Consider the following 932-nt stretch of genomic DNA (forward strand, 5'->3'; position numbering starts at 1 on the left):
AGTGGCCCTGGCCAAGCACTGCGACTTCATAGCCTTCATCGACGACGATGAGTACGCTGACCCCTCCTGGCTGGATGAGCTCCTCTACACCCAAAGACTCTACAACGCCGACGTCGTCGCAGGCTCCATCATCCCACAGTTCGAAGAAGGCACGCCTGAGTGGATCAAGAGGGCTTGGCCGATTGGGAGACTCAGGGATATGGCGCGCACGGGTGATAGGATCGGTTTCGCCACCACCGGCAATTGCCTCTTGAGAACTTCGAGCATAATCAAGATACCTGGGCCCTTCGATCCCCGGCTTGCGCTTACAGGTGGCTCGGACAGGCTCCTGACGCTGCAGATGTCGCGCAGTGGGCATAGGCTCGTGTGGTGTAAAGAGAGCTCGGTGTACGAAGTCGTGCCGCACAGCAGGGGTAACCTAGGGTGGATGATCAGAAGGAGCTACCGGACAGGCAACGACAGCGTACTGTGCGAGAAGCTGATGCCAAAGGAGCTCAGGAAGAACCTGCTTGTAAGGGCCCTCAGATCTTGGGTGACGATCGTCCTAGAGGTTCCACGTATCCTGCTGCTCCTGTTGCGGCACAAGCGAGCAGAGGTTATAGAGCACCTGCTCAAGATCGCCCAATCATGGGGGGTGATCATGGGTTTGCTGGGCTTCAGATATGAGGAGTATAGGAGAATACACGGTACCTGACCAATTCCATGGCAGTACTTACATTCAACCTAAGATCAACTCTTAATCCACCCCAAGTAGATGACTAGGACTTACCATGATCACGAGCATGTGAGCTAGGAAGGAGTCGAAGATGCGTGATGGTCAGGCAAGGGACTTCTTTGAAAGGGGCAAGGAGCAGGGGGGAGGCAACGCAAGAATCCATACCTGCACCAACCCAAGGACAGGTACATCCACAGTAGGGGTATGCGTAGTTACT

Annotated in this window: 1 protein-coding gene; it reads left to right on the plus strand. The window is 55.0% G+C overall.

Annotation, left to right across the window (positions count from 1 at the left end):
- A partial coding sequence (locus N2245_RS14370; protein ID WP_494537393.1) for a glycosyltransferase occupies positions 1 to 694 on the plus strand: 694 nt, incomplete at its 5' end.
- Between the last annotated feature and the right edge of the window lie 238 nt (positions 695 to 932).

Source organism: Thermobaculum sp. T2p (genome assembly GCF_059335935.1).